Raw genomic sequence first — 20,367 nt, 5'->3', positions numbered from 1 at the left:
GTCAGTGCCCCGGCAGCGGTATGACGAGGACGCTGTCCTCGGCGTCAGGTGCGGTGAGGTCGTCGGGGGCGAGCACCGGGTTCGCGTCGGCCACCATCCAGAACACGGTCGGATCGCCGAGGTAGGTCTGGCTGATCAGGTCGAGCCGGTCGTCGCGGCGGACCCGGTGGTAGGCGAGGGGGCTCGCGGCCGGGTCGGTCCGGGGCAGGAAACGGCGGCGCAGGTAACGGACGTCGACCTGCCCGCCGGCACCGTCCGGAACGCCGAGGGTGGCGACCTCCAGGCCATCGTAGCGACTCGCGGCCATGTCGTCAGCCTCCTGCCGAGAGACTGGCCGACCCGCTCACGCCACCGCTCAGCGCACCGGCCGCCCCCGCGACGCCGGCGACGCTCGCCATCGTCTCCTTGAGCACCTGGTGGACGAGGAACAACGCGTAGCCGGGGTCGGTCACGGAGAGGTCGGAGTAGGTGAGGACCTGGACGGTCAGGGCCGCGGTGGCCTGGATCGGGAAGAGCATGGTGTCGAACGCCTGCTCGGTGATGGTCAGCGACTCGACTCGGATGGGCACGGCCCGCCCGGGGCCGAGGACCATCACCGTGAGCGGGGCCTCGGTGGGCAGGATCTCGATCGTCCCGGCCAGCAGCAAGGCGCTGTTGACGATGACCTGCGCGGCACTGGGGTAGAGCAGCATCTCCAGCGCCGACAGCTGGGGGGCGATGCCGGTGGTCGCGGCGATCGGGTCACCGGTCTCCAGTTGGTCGGCCGCGTCGATCTCCACGGTGAGGCTGATCTTCTCGATCGGCGCGCCCCAGATCCGGTTGGCGTCGGCGGCCTGCCGGCCCTGAGCGGCCGGGGTGCGCGGCGTCAGTGTGCGGGTCACCGAGTCCGGGTTGTAGCCGAAGATGACGATCCGGGACAGCGGCGACAGCGGGTCGACCGCGGCGATGGCGCCGCGGAACGTCCGGGGGCTGCGCGGAAACGTACCCATGCCCGTCAGCGTCGCGGCGCGGCGTCATCGACGCGTCACGCCGTCGTCACCGGTGAACCGGCAGGTGCGCGCCACCGCTCCGGACGCTTCCCGCGCCGGGCGTGACGCTCGAGTGACGGTGCCACGACGTTCGCACCGGAGTCTGGAACCCAACAGGTCAAGGGAGGGCTCCATGGTTCAGGTGACGGTGACTGCCGCGCTCAAGGTGGCCGGCGGCCCCACTCTGCAGTTGAGCACCACGCTCGAGCCGCGGTCGTACACCTTCGCCGCCGTCACCCTTGGTGCCGTGGGGACAGGGGACGCCCAGCAGTCCGTCGACCTCCTGCCCGACGGCGGGACGGTCGTCCTGCTCGGGATAGCAGCGCGTACGTCCGGCGGCAAGGCGGCGACGGTCACGCTCACGCCGGTCAACGGCGCGACGGACGGCGACCCGTTCGACGTCGACGGCGCACTGCTGGTCGGCACTCCGGGCGTGCTGGCCGTGATGGTCGCGGGCGGCCCGCGGTCCCTCACGCTCGCGAACAAGGCGGCGGAGTCGGTGGCCGTCGAGATCCTGACCGGCCTCGAACCGACGTGATCCGGCCGATGGCGGCGCCCTGCCCTGCCCTACCCGGCTTCGGCGCGGTGCCGATCAGTCGTTCGCCATCGTCAGGAAGCCCTCGCTCGGGTCCACGCCGAGCTCGGCCCGCACGAGGGAGTGATACCGCCGTACGCATCGCCTCGCCTCGGCGAGGTTGCCCTCGGCGAGGTGTGCCTCGACGAGCACCCGCTGCGCGCTCTCCCGAAGCGGATCGACGCCGACGGCCGTCATCGCGGCCTCCACCGCCTCGGCCCGTCGCCCGGCTCGTACGAGTTGCCGGCTCAGGGCCTCGAGCGCGTGCAGAAGCCGTTGGCGTACGCGCTCCCGCTCGAAGACCGCCCAGTCGTCGTACCAGCCGGGCAGGAGGTCGAACGCCTCGGCAGGTGGTGTCGCCTCCAGGTCGGCCGGGCCCGGCTTGCCGGTGACGAGCCGGCCTGCCCAGCCACACCAGGCGACGGCGTCCACCTCGGTGCCGGGCACGAGGCCCAGCGTGGACTTGTCGGCGGTGAGTACGAAGATCCCGGCGCTCTTCATGCGCCACAGAGCCGACCGGAGGTTTCCCGCGGCGCGCTCCTCGCCGCTGTCCGGCCACAGCACGGCCGCGGCACGAGGACGGTCGACCCGGCCGCGCAGAGCGACGAAGACCAGCAGCCGTTTGCTTCCCTCGGGCAGGTCGAGCCGCCGGTCACCCGACCTGACGTAGGGACCGCCGAGCAGGCACACGGTGTCAGGCTGCCGAGTTGGTTCGGTCGCCCCCGGAACCCGGGTCGCCAGAGTCATCGGTCCCCCCGGATCCGCCGAGTTCCACACGAGGACGCCGATTCCTTGGCCTGGTGCGTCACTCACCCGCCAACCTACCTGCGCGGCGGTCTCCGGCAAAGATCATTTCTTTGCTCTTGTCCCTCGGAACCATCGTCTTCGGCGACGCCTCGCGAACGGACGAGTGACACCGCCGATGGCACGGTGACAAGGTGACGACGCGGGAGCAGCGGACGGAGCGAGAACAGGGGACGGCGATCTGCATCATCCGGATGGAGCCGCAGCCGGTCGGGATGCTGATCTCGGTACGCGTCAACGGTGACATCCGCGAGGTGTCGGGGGAGCGGCACTACCACTTCACGGACCCGGACAACGCGCTCGGCGCCGTGCGGGACTTCGTCGCGCGGGTCGTCGACGGCCACGTTCTCGGCAGGGAGGACGCCGACCCCGAGCCCCCGGAGTACGGCGGGTGAACCGTGACGCGGTGGTGACGCCCGTTCACTACCGTCTGGTCCAGGAGACCGTTGGGGGGAGCGCCGCATGTACCTGGACCTCGTCGACTCGCTGATCGGCCCCGACCACGCGGACGGCTCCCCGGTCCTCTCCCTGTTCGGCGGCCTGATGGTCAGCCTGGGCGGCGGTCACCGGATCGCCGTTCCCGAGGGCAGCAAGCGGCTACTGGTGTTCGTCGCTCTGCACCGGGGGCAGGTCGAACGCAGGTACGCGGCGGGTGCGCTCTGGCCGATCGGCGATGACGAGCGAGCGGCCGGAAACCTTCGTTCGGCGCTGTGGCGGCTGAACCGCGCGCGGATCGACGTTCTCGAGGCGGACAAGCGGTCGTTGTCGTTGCGGCGCGACGTCGTCATCGACCTGCGGGTGGTCAGCGAGTGGGCGACCCGGCTCATCGCCGGTCAGCCCACCGCCGCCGACCTGGCCGTGCTGCCGGCCGGCATCGACGCCCTGGATCTGCTCCCGGGCTGGTACGACGACTGGGTGCTGCTGGAGCGCGAACGCGTGCGGCAGCGGTTGCTGCACGCCCTGGAGGCGCTCAGCCTGGAGCACCTGCGGGCGGGCCGGTGGGCGCTCGCGGTCGAGGTGGCGATGCTCGCGGTGAACGCCGAGCCGCTGCGCGAGAGCGCGCAGCGTGCGCTGTTGATGGCACACCTGGGTGAGGGGAACTGGGCCGAGGCGATGCGTGCGTACGACACCTACCGCTGCCTGCTGCGGCGTGAGCTCGACGTGGAGCCACGTCCGGAACTGGCGACGTTGCTCGAGGTCCCCGGCCGGCGGCCGAGCGATCCGCAGCGGCTCGGCGCGCGGCGGGTGCCCGCCGTCCCGCCCGGTGCCGGCTCCATGGCGCTGGCCACCTGACCGGGCGGCTCAGTCGACCATCTGGGGCTGTGACGGGCGGTTGAAGCGACCCCGGCCGCCGCGCTGCCACGGGCGTGGGCCGTCCAGCGGGCGGTAGTTGACGCCGAGGGCGTCGAGCCGGGGCAGGTGTGCCACCAGCCGGTCGCGGAACTCCTCATACGACCGCGTCCGGCGTTCACGCCACACCGCCTCGGCGAACGCGCACGCCCGGGGGAACGTCATGTACTCCACGCTCGCACCGTTGGGCTGGAACTCCCCCCACAGTTGGAACTGCGCGCCGAGGACGTGCTTCGCCTCCGGTCCGGTCAGCTCGGCCGGCACCGGTTCGTAGGCGTACACCGACTCGAGGGTGTTGAGACCGCCGATCGTCAGCGGTTCGTCGTCCTGGTCGGACTGGTAGTAGTCGAAGTACGTCGGATCCGTCGGGGCCATCACCACGTCGTGGCCCGCGCGCGCCGCGGTGACCCCGCCGCTCTCGCCGCGCCACGACATGACCGTCGCGCCGGAGGCGAGGCCGCCCTCGAGGATCTCGTCCCAGCCGACCAGCCGCCGTCCGTGCGCGCTCAGCCAGTCGTCCATCCGCCGGACGAACCAGCTCTGCAGGGCGTCCTCGTCGGCGAGGCCCAGCTCGCGCATCCGGGCCTGTGCACGCGGGCTGTTCCGCCACGGCTCCTTCGGGCACTCGTCGCCGCCGATGTGGACGAACGGGCTCGGGAAGACCTCGAGCACCTCGGCGAGGACGTCGGTGAAGACCGTCACCGTCGACTCCTCGACGTTGACGACGTCGTGGCCGGTCGACGGAACGCAGGTCTGCGGCGCGAGATCGGGGTCGTTGCCCAGCTCCGGGTAGGCCGCGATCGCCGCGAACGTGTGCGCCGGCATCTCTATCTCGGGGACGATCGTGACGAACCGACTGGCGGCGTACGCCACGATCTCCGCCAGGTCGGCGCGACTGTAGAAGCCGCCGTGTGGCGTACCGTCGCCGGACTCCTCCCACACCCAGCGGGTCTCCGGCCGCCAGCCGCCGACCTCGGTGAGCCGGGGATACTTCCGCGACTCGAACCTCCACCCGTCGTTGTCGGTGAGGTGGAGTTGCAGGACGTTCAGCTTGTGCAGCGCCAGCAGGTCGACGTACCTCAGCACGAACTCCTTCGGCACGAAGTGCCGCGCGACGTCCAGCAGGCCGCCCCGCCAGCCGTGCGCGGGCGCGTCCTCGACGACGCAGCACGGCACCGTCGTGAGCGCCGGTCCGACGGCCGCACGCCGCAGGCTGTCCGGCGGGAGAAGCTGGCGCAGTGTCTGTACCGCGTAGAAGACGCCTGCGGGTGACCCGCCCCTGATCCGGACGACCTCCGGTCGGACCTCCAGGTGGTAACCCTCCGCGGGCAGGCCGGCGTCGAGGTCGAGGTCGACCCGGCTACACCCGTCTCCGGTCGCGGGAGTGCGTGCGGCCAGGGCGCCGAGGTCGGTACGCCAGATCTCACTCAGCGCCGGTGGTCCCTCGACCACGGTCGCGTCGTCGAGGGTGAAGGACCCCTGCCCGGGCAGGTACGACGTCGGCCACGGAATCACGGAACGCTCCTCGGTGGTGTGCCGGGTGCTCGGGCCCGGCCGGTCAGGACTCGATGAAGTACTGGCAGGGACTGGTGGGGCCGGGCGTCGGATAGATCCAGCTCTGCAGCATCGGCTCGGGGATGTTGTGGAAGGAGGTGCTCGCCACAAAGTACTTCTGCGTGTCGCGGACGGTGCCGATCGTGTAGAACTGCTCCTTCGCGATGGCGATGATCTGTTTGAGCAGGGCGGTCTGGCGTTTCTCGTCGGTGGTCGCCACCACCTGGTCGTACAACCTCATCTGCTCCAGCACCCGCGCCGGCGGCCGCTCGCCCTCCTTGCCCTGGGTGGCATACCAGATGCCCCAGGCGTTGGCGAAGACGCTGCCGCCGTCCCTCGGGAAGTACGCTCCCGGCGAGATCGGGACCTCCAGGCCGCCGTCGCCGTGCCAGACGGCCGCGTCGTGTGCGTTGGCGTCCTGGCGTTCCTGGAACAGCGAGCGGTCCTCGGTCTTGAGTTCCAGCGTGACACCGACGGCCTTCCAGTATCCGCGGACGAGGGTGAGCATGTCGCTCCACTCCTCGCGGAAACCTGGGACGTACTCCAGGATGATCACGATCGGCTTGCCGTCGGGACCGAGCCGGATGCCCGTTGCGTCGCGGCGGGTGAAGCCGGCCCGGTCGAGATACCGGTTCGCCTTGGCGACGTCGTACTCGAGGTACTGAGTCGCGAACTCCTTGTCGTAGAAGGGCGACTGCGGCAGCGGCGCCGGCTGGTACGCCTCGCCCTGGCGCTGCATCGTGGCGTTGATCATCTCGTGCCGGTCGATCGCGTAGGACAGCCCGATCCGGAAGTCGCGGTTCTGGAAGATCCGCCGCTTCACCGGATCCTTGTGGGTGAGGTTGAGGTAGATGATCATCGCGTTCATCCGCGAGTCCTGCACGTCGACGAAGCGGTACTTCCCCTTCTCGCGGTTGCGCGCGAGCACCGGCTTGTTCGTGAGGCTGGTGAACCTCGTGTCCGGCCCGACCTCGAGGTTCAGCTCGCCGCTCATCGCGTGCAGCAGCATCACCTCGGGCCCGCTGACCACATCGAAGATCACCCGGTCGAGGTAGGGGAGCTGACTGCCGCCCGAATCGACCTTCCAGTAGTACGGATTGCGGTCGAACACGACCCGGGTGCCCTTGCCGAGCGGAGTGAGGAGCTTCCACGGGAACAGCGTCGGCAGGTCGGGATTGGAGCCCCAGGCCCAGACGGCGGCCTTGGCGTTGAACAGTCCCATCCAGTCCTTCTCGTGAGCCTTCTTCGCAAGCTCCGGGGCCTTCGGGTTGTACTTCGCGTGAAACTGCTGGAGATAGTGCCGGGGGTACTGCGTGAGGACGAACCCATCCGGGCTCGCGAGCTGCTGCATGAACATCCCGCTCGGCGCGGGGAAGACGATCCGGAACGCGTGCGTGCCGAGCTTCTCGATCCGTGCCGGCCGGCCGTCGCGCGTCTCCACCAGCGAGTTGCCGTCGGGCGAGACGTTCTTGTCCAGCAGACAGTCCCGCACCGCGAAGACGACATCGTCGGCGGTGAACGGCCGGCCGTCCGACCAGCGCATCCCCTCGCGCAGCCAGAAGGTGTACGTCGTTCCGTCGGCGCTGGCCTCGAACCGCTCGGCGACGTTGGGCTCCACCTCGCGCGTTCCCGTGTCACCGCGGTAGTCCTGCTTCCACCGGACGAGGTTGTCGTAGCCGGTGAGGCAGTAGAAGTACGCGCTGTCCGCGGAGCCGGTGACGGCGTTGTGCCAGTCCCCGCCGTACGTACCGCGCCGTTCGACCGGCTTCACCACCATCGGCTTGGCGGGAAGGCGGTCGCCGACCTTCGGGAGCTTGCCCGCCCTGACCTGCGCCGCCAGTTGGGGCGCCTCTTTTCCGGCCGGGCCCGCCGATCTGCCGGAGGACCCGGCCGCCTGCTTGCCGGTCGGATCGGTCGAGAGCAACTGGCAGCCGGTGAGTGACGCGCCCGCGAGCAGCGCGCCTCCCGAGCTTCGCAACAGCTGCCTGCGCGTGGTTCCTGCTGGCTCGTACACCGGCGTTCGTCCTTCCACTACTCGCAGTCGTGTGGCGGACACAGCGGACAGAACGTACCAGTTGGACCAGTAGTCGGTCACGGTTCGAACAGGGCCGGTTGCGGCCTCGGCACGGTGCCGGCGACCTCACGGCTCCGTTCGATCCAGGGATGCTCACCGCCGAGAACCGTCTTGCCGTACGGGAGTTCCACGGCCGCCCGGACCGGACCCGTGGACGCGCCTGCTGACGGGAACCGGTCGCTGACCGCACCTGGTCAGTGAGGGCCGGGGCCGACCTGCGCCGCATAGGTTGGTCGCCATGCGGTTGGACGAGTTGCGACGTACTTTCGCCGAACCCCCGAACGACGCGCGGCCGATGCTGCGCTGGTGGTGGTTCGGGCCGGCTGTCGACGAGGCCTCGCTCGACCGCCAGCTCCGGACGGTGGCGGTAGCCGGCTTCGGCGGCGTCGAGGTGGCGTACGTCTATCCGCTCGGACCCGCCACGTGCGACTTCGGTTCGGCGCGGTTCCACGAACTGCTCCGCCATGCGGGGCTGCGCTGCCAGGAGCTGGGCCTGCGGTTCGACCTGACCCTGGGCAGCGGCTGGTCGTTCGGCGGACCGCACATCACCCCGGACCTCGCCGCCCGCCGGTTGCACTGGGAGGTCCGGGAGCTGACGCCGGGCCCGTCGGGCCTGTCCCGGGTGCCGGTGATGCCGGGCGACGAGATCGTCGCGGCGTACCTGTTCCCCGGCTCGATCCACGACCGTGCCGCCGAGTACACGCTGCTCGACACGCCGAACGTCCCGGCCGGCACCGGGCCTCGCACGCTGCTGGTCGCCACGTCCCGCCCCACCGGCCAGAACGTCAAGCGGGCCGCGGCCGGCGCCGAGGGACCCGTGCTCGACCACTACTCGGCCGCCGCTACCCGGGCCCACATCCGAAGCGTGGCCGCGCCGCTGCTGGACGCCGTGGCGCCGGCACCGGTCGGCTCGGTCTTCTGTGACAGCCTGGAGGTCTACAGCTCCGACTGGACACCGGAAGTGCTCGCGGAGTTCGGCAAACGGCGGGGGTACGACCCGCTCCCACTGCTTCCGCTGCTGCGGTTCGACATCGCGGACTTCCGCGGCTTCCGCGCGGACTTCCTGCGCACGCTGTCCGAGCTCTACCAGGAGAACTTCGTCGCGGTCATCGGTGACTGGGCACGCGAGCGCGGTGTTCCGTTCCGCATCCAGAGTTACGGAGTGCCGCCGGCGTCGGTCAGCAGCTTCCGGTACGCCGACGTCGCCGAGGGGGAGGGCTGGGACTGGACCGGCCTGCCACAAACGAGATGGGCGTCGTCGGCCGCCCACGTCTACGGCCGGAAGATCGTCTCCTCCGAGGTGTGGACGTGGGTGCACTCGCCGTCCTTCCGCGCCACGCCGCTGGACCTGCAGGCCGAGGCGCACGAGCACTTCCTGTGCGGGGTCAACCAGCTGGTCGGGCACGGTCTGCCGTACACCCCGGCCGACGCTCCCGGGCTCGGGTGGTTCTTCTACGCCGCCGGTGCGCTCGACGACCGGAACCCGTGGTGGGACGACGCGGCCCCCGGACTCACGACGTACCTCCAGCGGCTGTGCTGGCTGCTCCGGCAGGGCGACCCGGTCGCGGACGTGAAGATCCAGGTCCCGTTCGAGGACGTCTACCCCCAGCTCGACCTGTGGAAGGCCACGGCGGCAAAGCTCGGCGACGTCGTACGCCGGATACGTACGGGAGGCTGGGACTTCGACCTGGTCGACGACGAGGCGATCGCCCACCTGCGGCCGGAGTCCGTCCTGACGTCGGCCGACCTCCCTGGTCTGTTGTCCGGTCTGCCCGAGCCGGACTTCGTGGTGGACTCGGACGCGATCGGGGTGACCCATCGGCGGCTCGGTGACGTCGACGTCTACTTCGTCGCCAACACCGCGAACACCCGTCAGGTGACGACTTTCACGCCACGCACCCGTCGTTCGTCCTACGAGCAGTGGGATGCGAGGAGCGGAACGGTCGTCCGGTCCGGCAGCGGCCCCACTGTCGACCTCACCCTCGATGCGTACGAGGCGACCGTGATCGTCACCTCCGACTCGCCCGTCCAGGCGTGTGCGCCGGGCGCCGAGGTCGGTCGGCGACCGCTCACCGGCTTCACCTTCCGCGGGGAGCCGGTCGAGCTGCCGCACCGGTGGGAGGACACGCGTGCGGGGTACTCCGGCCAGGGGGAGTACGAGGCGCACTTCCACCTGGACTCGGTGACCGGCCGCCGGATGTTCCTGGACTTCGGCGACCCGCGGCCCATTCGAGAGGACCGGCCGCGGACGCTGCGGTCGTTCCGCGCGCTGGTACGCCCGCCGGTCGGCGAGGTCGTCCGCGCCGTCGTCAACGGCTCCGACGCCGGCGTGGTGTGGTCGGCGCCGTACCGGATCGAGATCACCGACCTGCTCCGCGACGGCGACAACACGCTGAAGCTGGTCGTCAGCAACACCGCCGCGAACGCGCTGACCGAGGAGACCGAGATCCACCGGCTCGCCGCCGACAGCGAGCAGCGGTACGGCCGGCGGTTCGCCATGCAGGAGCTGGACCGGGCCGGCGACGACCTGCACTCCGGCCTGCTCACGACGCCGGCCCTGGTGGAGTGGTCGCGGTGAGGTTCGCCCGCGGGTGACCGCCGCGTCAGTCGAGCTGCAGGTGCCACACGGTGACGGCCGGGTGGTTCCAGGCGGCGCGGGTCGCCTCGGGTACGAGTCCGAGGAGGGTCCAGGGCCAGTCCCGCCAGTCGCCGATCTCGTGCGTCGGCCGCGGGGTCGCCTCGGGTAGCGGGTCCTCGGGCGGCGCCGGGCGTGGCCGTTCCTCGTAGCGGCGTACGCGGAAGCCGGTGGCCAGCGCGGCGCGCAGGAAGTCCCCCGTGGTGTGGCGGTGGGTGGTGGCAAGCTGCGGTTGCCCGGCGGGCCCCACGGCCTTGACCACCGAACCGAGGAAGACCAGATCGTGGTGGACGTCGGAGACGACGAGGTCACCGCCCGGTCGCAGCACCCGGGCGAACTCGGCGAAGACCGAGCCCAGGTCGCCGACGTGGGTCAGCGCCAGTCCCGTCACCACCAGGTCCGCCGAGTCGTCGCGTACCGGCAGCCGCGTCAGGTCGCCGGCCAGGAACTCGGTGCCGGGGAGTCGCCGGCGGGCCTGGGCCAGCATGTCGGGTGAGCCGTCCACGCCGACGACGCGGTAGCCGCGTTCCACCAGCGGTGCGGCCAACCGACCGGTGCCGCACGCGGCGTCGACCGCGGTACCGACCCCGTTCCCGACCCCGTTCTCGACCCCGTTCCCGGCCCGGAGCGAGTCGACGATCTCCTCCACGACGGGCTGGTCGAGGTCGAACAACCCGTTGCCGGGATCGTCGTAGCCGGCCGCCCACTGCTGGTAGGCCGTGCCCGTCGCGTCGCGTTCGACAAGTACGCCGGGATGGGCGGTCAGGTTGTCGTCGTCGAGCAGCCGGCGAATCTCGGCGAGCCGTGCCGTCACGAACTGCTGGTCGAGGCCGTTGTCGCCGGCCCAGGCACGCAGGAGGGCGAGGCCCTCCATCCCCAGCAGGTACGCCAACGGATGCTGATAGATCACCCGTGGACCCTAGGGTCTGCTCGTGGCCCGGGCCACCGATTTCCGGACTGTGCACGGTCGGAGGGACGGACGACCCGGGGACGACAACGGCTGGCGGTGGGAGTCGATCTAGGACAGACCCCTGCCGGTGCACGGCCGGAACGTGCGAGGCGTGCCGGATGTGAGCAAGGTCTCCGCCCGGAACGCCGGCAACGCGTCACGTTCCGGCCGCGAGTCCTGTCCTTGTGGTGACGAACGTCGATCACGATGGGAGGCACCCGATGCGCCGGTTGACGAAGGCCTGGGACCAGCCGCGCACAGGCCGGCTCGCCGCCTCGATGCGGAGAAGGGCCTTTCCGGACGACTTGTCCGTTCTGCTCGCCCAGATCGGCGTCTTCAGCTTCGTCCTGGTCGCGATCAGTGGCGTCGTGTTGATGTTCTTCTACGACCCGTCGATGGAGAAGGTGACCTACGCCGGGCCGTACCGACCGCTCACAGGTGTGGAGATGTCGCGCGCGTTCGCCTCCACCCTGGACATCTCGGTCGGGGTACGCGGCGGTCTGCTGATGCGCCAGGTGCACCACTGGAGCTCATTGGTGATGACGGCCGCGATCATGGCGTACCTGCTGTGGTTGTTCTTCACCGGCGCGTTCCGCAGGCCCCGGCAGTGGACGTGGCTGCTCGCCGTCGCTGCCCTCCTCCTGGCGATGGGCGGCGGCCTGACGGGCTCGGCGTTGCCCGACGACCTGCTGTCCGGAAGCAGCATCGCGGTCCTCGACGGTGTGCTCGCGGCAACGCCGTTCGTCGGCGGGTTGCTGTCGCGGCTGGTGTTCGGCGGTCCGGCGCCCGGTGACGTCAACGCGATCTTCTATCCCGTGCACGTCGTGCTTCTTCCCGCGGCACTGGTGATCACCTTTGTGGTGAAGGCGATTGTCGGCCTTCGCCGCAAGCCCGCGCAGTACGCCGGACGGGAGCGGCCGGGCACGAACCTCGCGACGTTCGTGGTCCGGAGCGTGGGCCTGTTCCTGGTCGTCAGCGGGGTGGTCGTTCTGATGGCCGCGACGCTCACTGTCAACCCGATCTGGCGGTACGGCCCGGCGGACCCGGCCAGCGCCTCCGCCGGATCGACCCCGACCTGGTATCTCGCCTTCCTCGACGGGGCGCTCCGGCTCGCCCCCGGCTGGGAGTTCGGCTGGCTGGGACGAACCTGGTCCGTCGCCATCCTTCTTCCGTTGCTCGTCGGCACGCTGTTCTTCGCGGTCCTGGCCGCGTATCCGTACCTCGAACAACGGGTGACCAGAGACAGTGCGGAGCACCAGTTGCTCCAGCGCCCGCGCAACCATCCCGTCCGTACCGGCGTCGGCGTGGCCGGGATCGTCTTCTACGGCGTGCTGTGGGCCGCCGCGGGCGCCAACACGATCGCCCTCGTATTCCACGGATCGGTGGAATGGCTCATGTACTTCCTGCAGGCGCTGCTCGTGGTCGGCCCGGTGCTGGGGTTCGACGTCACCCGGCGGATCTGCCTTGGCCTGCAGCGAACCGACCGGGAGATCCTCCTGCACGGACGAGAGACCGGACGGATCGTCCGTACGCCGAGCGGCGGGTACGTCGAGATCCACGAGCCGGTCGAGCCGGTCGAGCGGCGGCCCCTGGCCGAGCAGCATCCTGCACGACCACTGTCTGCTCGATGACGGCCACTCACAGAAACCATACGACCGGCCGGTGACCGCACGGCCGTTCGATCTGTCGAGGGCCAGGACCCGGGCCGGTGCTTTTACTGGGAGATGGGGGTAGTGTCGGCGCGCCGTCTGACCAGAAGGGACTTCCCGTGGGCAACAACCTGAGGATCGGCGCCGAGGCCGTCGACTACGCGTTGATCTTCGTCTACTTCGCCGTGGTCCTGCTGGTCGGACTGGCTGCGCGCCGCGGAGTCTCCAGCAGTCTCGACTTCTTCCTGTCGGGGCGCTCGCTACCCGCCTGGATCACCGGCCTGGCGTTCATCTCGGCCAACCTCGGTGCCGTGGAGATCATCGGCATGTCGGCCAACGGCGCGCAGTACGGCATGCCGACCATGCACTACTACTGGATCGGCGCCGTGCCGGCCATGCTGTTCCTCGGCGTGGTGATGATGCCCTTCTACTACGGGTCGAAGGTACGCAGCGTCCCCGAGTTCATGCGCCGCCGCTTCGGCACGGGTGCGCACCTGGTCAACGCGCTGACCTTCGCCCTGGCGCAGGTGCTCATCGCCGGCATCAACCTGTTCCTGCTGGCCACCGTGGTGCACGGACTGCTGGGCTGGCCGCTGTGGGTGGCCCTGGTCCTCGCGGCCGCGATCGTGCTCAGCTACATCACCCTCGGTGGGCTGTCCGCGGCCATCTACAACGAGGTTCTGCAGTTCTTCGTCATCGTCGCCGCGCTGCTGCCGCTGACCCTCGTCGGGCTGCACCGCATCGGTGGTGTGGACGGGCTGACCAGGAAGCTGACCGCCGCGATGGGTGGCGGCGCCGGGCAGCTCAACTCCTGGCCGGGCAACGACCTCGCCGGGTTCAGCAGCTCCTTCCTGTCCGTCGTGGGCATCGTGTTCGGCCTGGGTTTCGTACTCTCCTTCGGCTACTGGACCACGAACTTCGTCGAGGTCCAGCGCGCGATGGCCACCAACTCGATGTCGGCCGCGCGCAGCGCACCGATCATCGCCACGTTCCCGAAGATGTTCATCCCGTTCCTGGTGGTGATCCCGGGCATGATCGCCGGCGTGCTGGTGCCCGAGGTGATCAAGATGAAGTCGGGCGACGCCGGCGGAGGGATCACCTACAACGACTCGATCCTGCTGCTCATGCGTGACGTGCTTCCCACCGGATTGCTGGGTATCGCCCTGACCGGTCTGCTGGCCGCGTTCATGGCCGGCATGGCAGCGAACATCTCGGCGTTCAACACGGTCTTCAGCTATGACCTGTGGCAGCAGTACGTGAAGAAGGACCGTCCGGACGGTTACTACCTCAAGGTCGGCCGGTTGGCGACGGTCGGCGCGACGATCCTGGCGATCGGCACCGCGTTCATCGCCTCGCAGTACGACAACCTGATGAACTACCTCCAGACGCTGTTCGGCTTCTTCAACGCTCCGCTGTTCGCCACCTTCATCCTCGGCATCCTCTGGAAGCGGATGACGGCGACCGCAGGCTGGGTGGGACTGGTGTCCGGCACGCTGGGAGCGGTCTTCGTGTGGGGGCTGAACGAGCTGGGCGTGATCAGCCTGCCCGGCCAGGGCGCGGCGTTCCTGTCCGCGGGGGCTGCGTTCGTCGTGGACATCGTGGTGAGCGTCCTGGTCAGCCTGGCGACCGCGCCGAAGCCGGAAAGCGAACTGCGTGGTTTCGTCCTGTCCCTGACACCCAAGGAACAGCGCACGGACCCGGCCACCGGCCGGCAGCCCTGGTACCAGGCGCCGGTGAAGCTCGCGGGCGTCTCCCTGGTGCTCGTCATCGCGCTCAACGTGGTCTTCCGGTGAGCATCGGTCTTCAGTGGAAGGGAATCGGCACATGAACGACCGCCAGCGCGGCGCGAGCCGGAGCGGCAGCGCGCAAGGAGACGGCAGGAAGACGAAGGCCGGCGCCTTCGACGTCCGTGTCGTCATCGCCGGACTGATCGGGTTCTACGGCGTCGTACTGCTCGTCATGGGATTGGTCGCGGACGACGCCGCGGCCCGGGCAAAGACCGGTGACGTGAACGCCAACCTGTGGTCCGGCATTGGGATGGTGATCTTCGCCGCGGCGTTCGTGATCTGGGCGCGTCTGCGACCCGTGGTCGTCACGTCCCCCGAAAGTCCTTCGGAGGACGCCGACACCGCTGACACCGCCGGCACTCGCACGGCTGCCGGGGAGCGCTAGGGCTGAGCTCCACCTCGCCCGGAGAGGGGGCTGCTCCTGAGGGAGCGGCCCCTTCTTCTTTTGGGTGAACCGCGCGCCCCGATCCTTCTCGACCTTGTCCCGACCGCCTCGACCGGCCTTGACCTCGTACCGCACACAGGCGTTGGCTGAATCGATGGTGTTCCATCTCACGCCGGCTGTCACGCCTGCGACCGCTGCCCTGTCCTAGCTGGTGACCGGCGGGCAACGGGTGCCCCTCGGACATCGAGGAAGGTTTGGGATGAAGATCGTCGTAATCGGAGGAACCGGCCTGATCGGTTCGAAGCTCGTGGCGAACCTCGGCAAGCACGGACACGAGGCAGTGCCCGCGTCGCCGAACACCGGCGTGAACACGCTCACCGGCGAAGGCCTGGCCGAGGTGCTTTTCGGGGCGCACGTGGTGATTGACGTCTCCAACTCCCCGTCGTTCGAGCGCACCGCCGTGATGGAGTTCTTCGAGACCTCCACCCGCAACCTGGTCGCGGCCGAGGCGACCGTCGGGGTGGGTCACCACGTCGCGCTGTCGGTGGTGGGTACGGAGCAGATGCCGGAGAACGGCTACTTCGCGGCGAAGATCGCCCAGGAGCAGCTGATCGAGAAGTCGGGCATCCCGTTCTCCATCGTGCACGCGACCCAGTTCTTCGAGTTCGTCCGGGGCATCGCCGACGAGGCCACGGACGGCGACACGGTGCGGATCGCGCCCGTGCGCTTCCAGCCGATGGCCGGCGACGATGTCGCGCAGGCGGTCGGCCGGGTGGCGGTCGGCTCGCCGTTGAACGGCCGGGTCGAGACCGGCGGACCGGAGCAGTTCCGGATGGACGAGTTCTTCCGCGACGCCCTGGCTGCCTGGGGCGACTCGCGGCGGGTGGTCTCCGATCCGCAGGCGACGTACTTCGGAAGCGTGCCGGGTGAGCGGACGCTGGTCCCCGCGGAAGGAGCGACGCTCGGCAAGATCCGCTACCGCGACTGGCTCGCTCAGAACCCGCCCGCGAAGTAGCCCGTACGACGGAAGGCTGTTCCCATGTCCGACGTTCACGCCAAGCCGAGGTCCGATGCGTGGCAGACGGCACTCACCGTGCTGCAGGAGGTCGTACCTCCGTACGTTCCCGAGGGCGCGCACGCGATGAGCGTGCTCGTCGAGTACCCACCCGGCGACCCCGGTGCGCCGCCGCACCGGCACAGCGGACCGGCGTTCGGATACGTACTGGAAGGCGAGATGGTGTTCGAGCTCGAAGGTGAGCCCGAGCGGGTCGTCCGCGCCGGGGAGGTGTTCTGGGAGCCCGGCGGGGACGTCATCCACTACCAGGACGGCAACAACCGCGACGACATCCCCGTCCGGTTCACCGTCACCATGCTGTGCGAGCCAGGCAAGCCGATGTTGACACTGGTGGACGACGACGAGCTTGCCCAGCGCCAGAACCGGCGGGCCCCGCGTCCGTCCTGACGACCGTCCTGGTGGGGTCATGGTCTGCACACCGGTGCGTGAAATGCACTAGGTTCCCGGCATGGCGGGCCCCGAGGTTCTGGACCTCCGCGACCAGACGCGGACCGCATGGCGGGGCGGCGGACCTCGGCCCGTACGCACCCTGCTCTGGCGGCCGGCGCCGGAGGTGGCGGGAGCAGCACCGCTGGTCGTGGTCTCGCACGGATCCGGTGGTGCGGCGACGGACCTCACCTGGCTGGCGGAAACACTGTCCTCACAGGGTTTCCTGGTCGCCGCTGTCGAACACCACGGCAACAACAGCGAGGACAACCTCCCGGAGGGAACGTCGTTCTGGTGGGAGCGGCCGCGCGACCTGTCGGTCGTGGTCGACCACCTGGAGCGGACCGAAACCCTGACCGGTGTGGGAGTGGTCGGCTACTCACTCGGCGGCTACGCGGCGGCGGCCGTGCTCGGCGCACGGATAGACGCCGGAAAACTGAACCGGCTGTACGCGGGAGAGCCGGTGCTTCCGATCCCGGCGGAGCGCCTGGACATCGTTGCCGAAGTCGCGTGCCTGCTGGTGAAACACGGCCGGGACGCCGTGATGACAAGGGCGGTCGCGGACAACCGGGATCCGCGGTTCCGGGCAGGTGTGCTGCTCGCGCCCGCGATCTGCCCGATCCTCGACGACGAGAGCCTGACGGCCATCGGGCAACCGGTGCTCGTGCGCTGGGGTGACGCCGACGAGGTGGAAGCGCCCGCCGACAACGGCCGGCGTTACGCGCGGCTGATTCCCGGTGCGGACGGCAGGTCGATGGGGGAGCACGTCGGCCACTTCGCGTTCGGGGACGGCGACGGCGACGACGGCCCATCGGTGCGGAAGGCCGTCGCCGCCGAGGCGCTCGCGTTCCTCCGCTCACACCTGGTGTGAGAGAGGCGCTGCTTGCCGAGCCCGGTCGGGAAGCGGAGTGAGGTTGTACGGGTAGGGAAGTCTCGCGGGTTCGCTGGCGGCGTCGAGCCGGCTCAGCTGTTCCGGGGTGAGCGACCAGCCCACAGCGCGGAGTACGTCGTCGAGATGAGCGTGGGTGCGGGCCCCGATGATGGGTGCGGTGACGCCGGGCCGTTGCAGCAGCCAGCGGACGGCGACTCGTGCCGGCGTACTCCCGGCTTCGGTGGCGACCGCGACCAGTTCGTCGATCACCCGCCACGTGTGCTCGTTGCCGTACCTCTCCCAGGAGTGCGTACCAGGGGAGCTGACCTTGCTGTTCGCCGGTGGCGCCGTCATGCCACGCCGGTAGGCGCCGGACAACCAGCCCGAACGCAGCGGGGACCAGGTGATCACGCCGACACCCTCGTTGCGGCACACCGGAAGGAGCTCCCACTCAGCCTCCCGGTCGAGCAGGTTGTAGAGCGGCTGCAGACTGGCCGGTGGCTCCCAGCCGTGCTGTCGACACAGGTCGATCGCCTTCTGCAGTTGCCATCCGCTGAAGTTGCTGACACCGACGTAACGGACCTTGCCGCTGCGGACGAGCGTGTCCAGCGTGGAGAGGGTCTCGGTGAGCGGCGTGGCCGCATCCCAGCGGTGAACCTGATAGAGGTCGATGTGGTCCGTGCCGAGCCGGCGCAGGCTCGCCTCCACCGCGTCGACGAGGTGCTTGCGGGACAGGCCGCGGTCGTTGCGCCCCGGCCCGGTCGGCCCCCATCCCTTCGTCGCCACGACGAGATCCTCACGACGCCTGGCCTTGAGCCACCGGCCGAGGACCTCCTCCGACCGTCCGCCGCCGTAGACGTCGGCGGTGTCGACGAAGTTCCCGCCGGCTTCGGTGAACGTGTCCAGGATCCGCGTACTGGTCTGCTCGTCGGTCTGGCTGCCGAACATCATCGCGCCCAGGCACAGCTCGCTGACCTCGAGGCCGGTGGCTCCGAGAAGCCTGTAGTCCATGTGGTTCGTGTGGTTGATGTGGTTCATGTCCGGCACGCTAGAACCTGGAGCGCGCTCCAGCTCAAGTCCTGCTCGCACATTCTCGGCTTGACCTGGAGTGCACTCCGGGGATCGCGCTCGGCGTACTGGACGGAAAACTCGACCACTACCGCCGGCTGGACGGCCGTCGGCCGGTGTCGGCGCGCACCCAGCGGGAGAGCAGTACGCAGACCGGCAACGCGGTGCGTTAGACGAACTGCTGTCCCCCGTCGATGTCGTACGTCGCGCCGGTCAGCGCCGTGTTCGCCATCAGGTGAACTGCCAGGGCGGCCACGTCGTCGGGCCCCACGACGCGGCCGATCGGGAGCTTCGCCCGGAGTTCGCTCCGGCGCTCCTCCAGTCGGTCGCCGAGCAGCGTCGCGGACAACGGGGTGTCCACGAATCCCGCCGCGATGAGGTTGACCCGCACCGGCGCGAGTTCGAGCGCGAGTGCCGCGGTGAACGCCGGCAGCGCGGCCGTGGCGGCGGAGGCGATTCCGAGGCCGGGAGCGACCCGTCGTGCCCCGGTGCCGCCCATCAGCACCAGGGAGCCGCCGGGCCGCATCCTGCCCACCGCGTTGCGTGCGACCACCAGGGCCAACACCGCGTGGTCGGCGATTGCCTCGCGTACCTGGGCGGAGTCAAGCTCGAGCATCGGTCCGTACCGCGGGCCACCGGCGGTGATCATCACATGGTCGATCGGGGCAGGCAGTTCCCGGAAGAACCTCGCCACGGCGTCCTCGTCGTTGACGTCGAAGGCAGCCGTTCGCTGCGCGCCGACGTCGAGCGCTGCCTGGTCGAGCCGATCGGGTCGACGGCCGGTGAGGATCACGTTGGCGCCCTGAGCCCGGGCACGCCGGGCTGTCTCCAGGCCGATGCCGGCGCTGCCGCCGATGAGGACGACGTTCTGTCCGGCCAGCTCGGGCTCGGGGTGGGCGGGTACCGGGCTGGCCTCGCTCGGCATGGTTCCTCCGACGGGTGGGGGCCGGCGGCCGAACCCGCCATCACGGGCCTACCCCGTTTCTGTGGACGTCACCCGCGGCGGGGTCATCCACAGAACGCCCTGTCCAGCACGGCGTCGACGGCCGGGTCGTCAGCTCGGCGTGAGCACCATCCGGAAGCGGGCCTTCCCGGCGAGCATCTTCTGGTATGCCTCGCCTGCGCGGTCCAGCGGGACCTTCTCCGTCATCGGGCGGATGCCGTGCAGAACGCTGAACGCCATCGAGTCCTCCACGTCCTGCGAAGTGCCGGACGGGTGTCCCCGGACGACGCGGGCGCCCATCAGCAGCTGCACCGGGCTGATGCCCAGCGGCTCCGGATCGGCCCCGATGGCCACCAGCTCCCCGCGCGGTGCCAGGCCGTCCACCGTCGCGGTGATGGCCGCTGAGTTGCCGGCGGTGGCCAGGACCACCTTGGCACCGCCGAGCGCCTGCAGTGCCTCGGCGACCGGGGTGCCGGAGGTGCTGTCGACGTAGTGGTGGGCGCCGAGCTGTTCGGCGAACTCGGCCTTCTCCGGCCCGCGGGCGATCCCGACGGTCTCGAAGCCCATCGCCACGGCGTACTGCACACCGAGATGCCCGAGACCACCGAGCCCGAGGACGGCGACCAGATCACCGGGCCGGGCGGAGCTACGCCGAAGACCGTTGTACGTCGTCACCCCCGCGCAGGCCATGGGTCCCGCGTCACTCGCGTCCAGCCCGTCGGGGATCCGGGCCAGGGCGTCGGCGGGTGCGACCACCTTCTCGCCGAACCCTCCGTCGTACGCCCAGCCCGGGACCTTCAGGGCCTCGCACACGATGAAGTCGCCCCGCCGGCAGGACCGGCAGTGACCGCAGCTGCCGCCGAACCAGCCGACCGCCACCCGGTCACCGACCTGCCAGCCGCGGTCTGCCACACCGTCGCCCAGCTCCTCGATCCGCCCGGCGATCTCGTGCCCGGGCACCACGGGGAACGACACGCCAGGGACCCCGGCGTTGACGAACATCGCGTCACTGTGGCAGACACCGCACGCCTCCACGGCGATCCGCACGTGACCCGGCCCCGGCCGCGGCACCTCCCGCTCGACCAGTTCGAAGGTGCCACCCGGCTCGGTGACCTGCGCGACACGGTAGGCACTCATGCGTTCCTCCGGAGAACAAAGTCGGCGTCCGTCCCCGGCCAGACTAGCCCCGGGTCAC

The 20,367-nt window shown here is 69.9% G+C and carries 19 protein-coding genes; 10 read left to right on the top strand and 9 right to left on the bottom strand.

All coding sequences use genetic code 11. The features are described from left to right. Window position 1: 1 nt before the first annotated feature. Both F4554_RS17170 and F4554_RS17165 read right to left on the bottom strand, forming a co-directional pair. A complete protein-coding gene (locus tag F4554_RS17170; RefSeq protein WP_179788453.1) occupies window positions 2–307 on the bottom strand; it encodes a LysM domain-containing protein in 306 nt (101 codons plus the stop codon). Between the two features lie 4 nt (window positions 308–311). Then, on the bottom strand, window positions 312–989 hold the full coding sequence (locus F4554_RS17165; RefSeq protein WP_179788451.1) for a hypothetical protein: 678 nt from the start codon (window positions 987–989) through the stop codon (window positions 312–314). A 172-nt stretch (window positions 990–1,161) separates the two neighbouring features. On the opposite strand from F4554_RS17165, the gene F4554_RS17160 reads away from it, so the two are divergent. Continuing rightward, window positions 1,162–1,566: a hypothetical protein gene (locus F4554_RS17160; protein ID WP_179788449.1), complete on the top strand. Its 405-nt coding sequence runs from the start codon at window positions 1,162–1,164 to the stop codon at window positions 1,564–1,566. A gap of 54 nt (window positions 1,567–1,620) precedes the next feature. Here the strand turns inward: F4554_RS17160 and F4554_RS33645 are convergent, their stop codons facing one another. Further along, window positions 1,621–2,415 (bottom strand): BTAD domain-containing putative transcriptional regulator, encoded by a 795-nt coding sequence (locus tag F4554_RS33645; protein WP_179788447.1) that lies wholly within the window; start codon window positions 2,413–2,415, stop codon window positions 1,621–1,623. Between the two features lie 125 nt (window positions 2,416–2,540). Between F4554_RS33645 and F4554_RS17150 the strand changes: the two genes are divergently transcribed. Both F4554_RS17150 and F4554_RS17145 read left to right on the top strand, forming a co-directional pair. Next, complete coding sequence (locus tag F4554_RS17150; protein ID WP_179788445.1) at window positions 2,541–2,801, top strand: hypothetical protein; 261 nt, start codon at window positions 2,541–2,543, stop codon at window positions 2,799–2,801. 67 nt (window positions 2,802–2,868) lie between these two features. Then, window positions 2,869–3,699: an AfsR/SARP family transcriptional regulator gene (locus F4554_RS17145; RefSeq protein WP_179788443.1), complete on the top strand. Its 831-nt coding sequence runs from the start codon at window positions 2,869–2,871 to the stop codon at window positions 3,697–3,699. 9 nt (window positions 3,700–3,708) lie between these two features. Here F4554_RS17145 and F4554_RS17140 read toward each other — a convergent pair whose 3' ends face one another. Both F4554_RS17140 and F4554_RS17135 read right to left on the bottom strand, forming a co-directional pair. Next, complete coding sequence (locus F4554_RS17140) at window positions 3,709–5,271, bottom strand: family 20 glycosylhydrolase (protein WP_179788441.1); 1,563 nt, start codon at window positions 5,269–5,271, stop codon at window positions 3,709–3,711. Window positions 5,272–5,314: 43 nt separating this feature from the next. Next, complete coding sequence (locus F4554_RS17135; RefSeq protein WP_179788439.1) at window positions 5,315–7,324, bottom strand: ABC transporter substrate-binding protein; 2,010 nt, start codon at window positions 7,322–7,324, stop codon at window positions 5,315–5,317. 298 nt (window positions 7,325–7,622) lie between these two features. On the opposite strand from F4554_RS17135, the gene F4554_RS17130 reads away from it, so the two are divergent. Beyond that, window positions 7,623–9,962, top strand: a complete 2,340-nt coding sequence (locus tag F4554_RS17130; RefSeq protein WP_179788437.1) for a glycosyl hydrolase — start codon at window positions 7,623–7,625, stop codon at window positions 9,960–9,962. 25 nt (window positions 9,963–9,987) lie between these two features. Here the strand turns inward: F4554_RS17130 and F4554_RS17125 are convergent, their stop codons facing one another. Then, complete coding sequence (locus F4554_RS17125) at window positions 9,988–10,929, bottom strand: methyltransferase domain-containing protein (protein ID WP_179788435.1); 942 nt, start codon at window positions 10,927–10,929, stop codon at window positions 9,988–9,990. 260 nt (window positions 10,930–11,189) lie between these two features. Here F4554_RS17125 and qcrB point away from each other — a divergent pair, with 260 nt between their 5' ends. From qcrB to F4554_RS17095, 6 genes are all read left to right on the top strand, one after another. Then, window positions 11,190–12,599: a cytochrome bc1 complex cytochrome b subunit gene (gene qcrB / locus F4554_RS17120; protein WP_179788433.1), complete on the top strand. Its 1,410-nt coding sequence runs from the start codon at window positions 11,190–11,192 to the stop codon at window positions 12,597–12,599. Between the two features lie 137 nt (window positions 12,600–12,736). Next, window positions 12,737–14,410, top strand: coding sequence for a sodium:solute symporter family transporter (locus F4554_RS17115; RefSeq protein WP_179788431.1), 1,674 nt, complete (start codon window positions 12,737–12,739; stop codon window positions 14,408–14,410). Window positions 14,411–14,441: 31 nt separating this feature from the next. Then, complete coding sequence (locus F4554_RS17110) at window positions 14,442–14,789, top strand: hypothetical protein (protein ID WP_202889322.1); 348 nt, start codon at window positions 14,442–14,444, stop codon at window positions 14,787–14,789. A gap of 259 nt (window positions 14,790–15,048) precedes the next feature. After that, window positions 15,049–15,804, top strand: a complete 756-nt coding sequence (locus F4554_RS17105; protein WP_179788429.1) for an SDR family oxidoreductase — start codon at window positions 15,049–15,051, stop codon at window positions 15,802–15,804. 24 nt (window positions 15,805–15,828) lie between these two features. Then, window positions 15,829–16,251: a cupin domain-containing protein gene (locus F4554_RS17100; RefSeq protein WP_179788427.1), complete on the top strand. Its 423-nt coding sequence runs from the start codon at window positions 15,829–15,831 to the stop codon at window positions 16,249–16,251. A gap of 61 nt (window positions 16,252–16,312) precedes the next feature. Further along, window positions 16,313–17,161, top strand: a complete 849-nt coding sequence (locus F4554_RS17095; RefSeq protein ID WP_179788426.1) for an alpha/beta hydrolase family protein — start codon at window positions 16,313–16,315, stop codon at window positions 17,159–17,161. Here F4554_RS17095 and F4554_RS17090 read toward each other — a convergent pair. The 3 genes from F4554_RS17090 to F4554_RS17080 form a co-directional block, all read right to left on the bottom strand. Then, the gene (locus tag F4554_RS17090; RefSeq protein WP_238341321.1) at window positions 17,147–18,199 is read right to left on the bottom strand and encodes an aldo/keto reductase; all 1,053 of its coding nucleotides are present in this window, start codon (window positions 18,197–18,199) and stop codon (window positions 17,147–17,149) included. The genes F4554_RS17095 and F4554_RS17090 overlap by 15 nt on opposite strands. Window positions 18,200–18,398: 199 nt before the next feature. Further along, on the bottom strand, window positions 18,399–19,154 hold the full coding sequence (locus F4554_RS17085) for an SDR family oxidoreductase (protein WP_179788424.1): 756 nt from the start codon (window positions 19,152–19,154) through the stop codon (window positions 18,399–18,401). Between the two features lie 129 nt (window positions 19,155–19,283). Next, window positions 19,284–20,309: an alcohol dehydrogenase gene (locus F4554_RS17080; RefSeq protein WP_179788422.1), complete on the bottom strand. Its 1,026-nt coding sequence runs from the start codon at window positions 20,307–20,309 to the stop codon at window positions 19,284–19,286. Window positions 20,310–20,367 lie beyond the last annotated feature (58 nt).

Origin of the sequence: Actinopolymorpha rutila (assembly GCF_013407855.1) — a bacterium.
GTDB lineage: Bacteria > Actinomycetota > Actinomycetes > Propionibacteriales > Actinopolymorphaceae > Actinopolymorpha > Actinopolymorpha rutila.
The sequence above is the reverse complement of the archived record's forward strand: the minus strand, read 5'-3'. Positions and strand labels throughout refer to the sequence as shown.